At 71.4% G+C, this 4,214-nt stretch carries 2 protein-coding genes and 2 pseudogenes; 2 read left to right on the top strand and 2 right to left on the bottom strand.

The annotated features are described in order from the left end of the window. Positions 1 to 224 precede the first annotated feature (224 nt). Together ACQEVM_RS38650 and ACQEVM_RS38645 are read right to left on the bottom strand one after the other, a co-directional pair. Positions 225 to 1,659, bottom strand: a pseudogene (locus ACQEVM_RS38650) (carotenoid oxygenase family protein). 849 nt (positions 1,660 to 2,508) lie between these two features. Beyond that, positions 2,509 to 2,890, bottom strand: a pseudogene (locus ACQEVM_RS38645) (winged helix-turn-helix transcriptional regulator). 127 nt (positions 2,891 to 3,017) lie between these two features. Between ACQEVM_RS38645 and ACQEVM_RS38640 the strand changes: the two are divergent. After that, the gene (locus tag ACQEVM_RS38640; RefSeq protein ID WP_433087415.1) at positions 3,018 to 3,425 is read left to right on the top strand and encodes a RidA family protein; all 408 of its coding nucleotides are present in this window, start codon (positions 3,018 to 3,020) and stop codon (positions 3,423 to 3,425) included. A gap of 191 nt (positions 3,426 to 3,616) precedes the next feature. Next, the coding region (locus tag ACQEVM_RS38635) for a M20/M25/M40 family metallo-hydrolase (RefSeq protein ID WP_433087413.1) at positions 3,617 to 4,214 on the top strand (598 nt) is incomplete at its 3' end.

The raw sequence follows: 4,214 nt of genomic DNA, 5'->3' as shown, positions 1-4,214 counted from the left end.
TCCGGACTCCTTGCCTCAAGGACGCGGCGGTATCCACGAAGACGTTCGGCCTGGGTTCGTACAACACGTCCGCTCACCGACCTGATGATGCCACGGGCCCTCGACCTCGAACGCAGGAAATCACCGACCCGGAAATCGAACGCCGATGTGACGCTCCGCGACCGCTCCCCAAGATCTGTGCCAGAACCCCGTTCTCGTGGACAAAGCCACCGCGGTCCGGACCGCTATTCCTCGGTGGGCAACCAGGCCCCGTGGAGGCCCAGCGGCACGCGGACCGGGATGCGGATCCGGGCGCAGGGGCCCCGCGCGGGGTCGTGGGCGGGGATGACGAGAAGCAGGCTGGAGTTGTCGGTGCGGTCGGTGGCGAAGGTCAGCCAGTAACCGTGTCCGTCGTCGCGGCTGCCGGGCTTCGGCGCGTGGACGGGCTCGCCGACCGAGAGGTCGCCCGCGTCCCAGACCCGTGATCCGAGGCCCGTGCCGTCGGCGGTGTACCACCGCAGGGCGTCGTACTCCCCGGGGAGCAGCCGGTCGGTGCGTCCACTGACGGAACGCGACGGCGATCGTGCGGTGGGGTCGGGTGAGCAGGCGGTCGTCGACGCGGGGGAACTCGACGGAGGCGTCGTCGAGCTGTGTGCGTCGTACGGTTCCCGCCACGGGGTCGATGACGGCCCGGGTCAGACCGCGGTGCGCGGTGGCGCCCCGGACGGGGTCCTGACCGAGGGAGAGCGCGGGCCACTGGACGTAGTCGAGGACGACGACGCCGTCGGTCGTGTCCTCGTACGCGTTCACGGTGTGCCAGACCCAGAACGCCTCGTCGACGGCCCAGCGAACCGGGCCCCCGTCGCGCGGGACGAGTGCGATGCGGGTGCCCCGTTCGGGACGCCAGGACAGGAAGGAACCGCCCCGCATCGCGCCCGCGACGTCGAAGAACGCCGGCGCCAGGATGAGGACGAGATGGCGGGAGGTGAGGGGCCATGTCGTGGGATCATCAGCGGGTCGTCCACCCCGTCGACCGGGGTCGGGCCGCGCCCCACGGTCCCGTCCGGGTTGATGACGGACCAGGTCAGGTAGGGAGGTTCGAGCGCGTAGCAGAAGACGACCATTTCCCCGTGACCGGATCGATCTTGGGGTGGGCGGTGATGCCGGCCGGGAGGCGCCCGTCGAACGTCTCCTTGCCGAGCGTCTCCAGGTCGGGGCCCATGCGGAAGGGGCAGTCGGACTCGGCCAGGGCGAGGAGGCGCCCCGCGTGCCGGACGACATTGATGTCGGGGAGGTTCTTGAAGGTGTGGGCGAGGTCGGGGCCGACGACGTCCGGACCGGGCGTGATCATGGATTCCAGGCCGCCCCACAGGGCGTGGCCCACCTTCTCCTCCGCGAGGATCGCGGGGGTGCGCACGAAGCGGTTGCCGTAGCGGGCACGGCCCCCCGACAGCCACACGCCGTGCAGCATCCCGTCGCCCGTCGATGGGGTACAGGTAGGACCCGATCGGGGTGAAAGCGAGGGTTGGGGCCGTTGCGCAGGTACAGGCCGTCGAGATCCTCGGGCAGCTCCCCGACGACGTCGAGATCGACGACGTCCACCTCCTCGGTGACGGGGGCGAACCGTCCGTTGAGGTGGGCCGTACGGGTGGGGTCGAAGGCCGTGGCGTGGGTGGTCATGGGACCTCCAAGGGGCGTAAGCGTGCGGCTGCCCTCGAAGCCAGTCAACCGCCGCCGGCCGTGCACTGCCACTTCCGGGGGCGATCCACCACGGGCCGTGCCGGCGCCGGTGGCGACACGGGCCGGCGGGCAGGGGTGCGCGCCGCTGGAGCGGGGTAGGTCAAGGCCGCGACGCGCGGGGGCCGTCGGGTGGGGCGGGGGCAGGGATGGTGAGGAAGGCGCTGTGGCTCGGCGGTCGGATCCTGTCGGCTGCGGTCGCGGCCGCGGCGGCCTACGGGTCCGCGTGGGCCGTGTGGGCGGGAAGTGGCGGCCGGTCCGCGGTCCTGATCCTCGTCTGCGCGGTGATCGCCCAGTGGGCGGGTGTGGCCTGGTTGGCCAGGCGCGGCGCCATGGTCGCTGTGGTGTCCCTGCTGGTCCTGAACGTGGCGTGGCTTGCGCTGACCTTGATTCGGACCGACATGCGCGACGAACAGACGCTGCACGACCGGGGCGTGACCACGCGAGCCGTGGTGACCGGGTGGATTCGTACGTCCGACCCGGTCGGCGGCGTCGACGACGCGGTCACCTCCGTCGATGTACGGCTCCCGGACGACGGCGGGGTGCGGCGCCTGCAACTGATGGGGGCCGGGGCGCCGGACGTGGGTGCCTCCGTGGAGGTGACTCGTGATCCGGGCGGTCGGGTACCGATCCGCCTCGGCCCGCGCCCGGACGCGCCGGGCGGCGTCCTGGCCACGATCGCGCTGATCGTCTTGATCGGAAGCAGCCTGGTCTGTTCCGTCGCCGCCCTTGCCGCCTCTCGTGAGGTCGCCGTCCTGGCGGGAGCGTCGGACGACGGGGCGGCTTCGACCGTCAGGCGTCGAAGCGGCGTCGGGACGCCTCGATGTGACCGAGGTACTGGTGGGTCCAGTCGCACATGCCCGTGGACCGTCTGGCGCAGCGCGCGGCCCGGTTCGGTGAGGGTGTACTCGACCCGGGGCGGCACCGTGGGGTGCGCGCACCGGTCGACGAGGCCGTAGCGCTCCATCATGCGCAGGTTCTGCGTGAGCATCTTGTGGCTGATGCCCTGGATCTCGCCCCGCAGCTCACTGAAGCGCAGGGTCCGTTCGGCCAACACGTCGATGATCAACAAGGCCCACTTGTTGGCGATGTCCGAGAAGATCTCGCGCGCGAGGGAGTCCGCGCGCGTCAGGTCCGCCTCGTCGGGCGAGCCGCTGAACTGCTGGGTCACCATGAGGTTCCTCAGTCACTGAAAAGTGCGTTCTTCCATGTCAGCGCACACTCTCCTACGGTTCCCGAGTAACCGCAAGAGAGCGAATGCGCGGGAGCCCGTGGCTCGCGCGACCGAGGAGGCAGGCGACATGGCCATCACCCTGGTGGATCCCGAAGGACTTCCGAAGATCGACGTCTACCGACAGGTCTCGATCGCGACCGGTTCGAGGCTGGTCTTCATCGCCGGGCAGGTCTCCTGGGACGCCGACGGCGCCACGATCGGAGAAGGGGACCTCGCGGCGCAGGTCGAGCAGTGTTACCTCAACGTCGCCACCGCCCTGGCCGAGGTCGGCGGCACCTTCGACGACGTGGCGAAGTTGAACGTCCACGTCGTCGACTGGACGCCCGACAAGATGCCCTCGTTCCTGGAGGGCGTGGCCCGGGCGGCGGCGAAACTGGGCGTCACCCCGGTGGCACCGGGCACGCTGGTGGGGGTCGCGGCGCTGGACGTCCCCGACCACCTCGTCGAGGTGGAGGCCATCGCCGTCCTCGACTGAGGTGACGTCGGCCGAGGTGGCGTCGGCCGAGGTGGCGTTGGCGGAGTCGGCGTCGATCGGGTGGCGTCGGCCGGGTTGGCGTCGATCGCGCGCGGGCGTCGACCGCGCGGGCGGCGTGGGCGGGCGTGGGCGTCCGGCTCGGTTGCGGGCGGGTGGGTGCCCGTCTCGGTGGGCCGGCTAGTCTTGCCCACATGACGATGCACCAGAGGGCCGGCGTGAGTGTCGACGCGATGATCGAGGACCTCGGAAAGCTCGTCGAGGTCGAGTCCCCGTCACGCGACGTCGACGCCCTGACGGCATCGGCCCGTGCCGTCGCCGCGCTCGTCGAGAGTCGTCTCGGCGGCCGGGCCGTCCTCGTGGAGAGCGAGGCCGGCCCGCACGTCCACTGGTCGGGCGGCGGCGAACCCCGCGTGCTGATCCTCGGCCACCACGACACCGTGTTTCCCCTCGGCACGCTCGACCGCCGCCCGTTCACGGTCGAGGACGGGCACGCGACCGGCCCCGGGGTCTTCGACATGCTGGGTGGACTGGTGCAGGCCGTTCACGGCCTCGCGACGCTCGACGACCGGTCGGGCGTCGAGATCCTCGTGACCGCCGACGAGGAGGTCGGCTCCGGATCCTCGCGAACCCTCATCGAGGAACGAGCCCTCGCGTGCGGCGCCGTGCTCGTCTTCGAGGGTGCGGCCGACGGCGGAGGGCTGAAGACCGGCCGCAAGGGCTGCGGAACCTTCCGGGTCTCCATCACGGGCCGGGCCTCCCACGCGGGCCTGGAACCCGCGGCCGGGGTGA

The organism is Streptomyces sp. CA-243310, assembly GCF_050936775.1.
GTDB lineage: Bacteria > Actinomycetota > Actinomycetes > Streptomycetales > Streptomycetaceae > Streptomyces.
Note: the sequence above shows the minus strand (reverse complement) of the source record. Positions and strands in the feature narration are given on the sequence as shown.

Excerpts from the sequence above, each read along its gene's own strand:
- ACQEVM_RS38640 (WP_433087415.1), top strand. The coding sequence starts at position 3,018 with ATGGCCATCACCCTGGTGGATCCCGAAGGACTTCCGAAGATCGACGTC.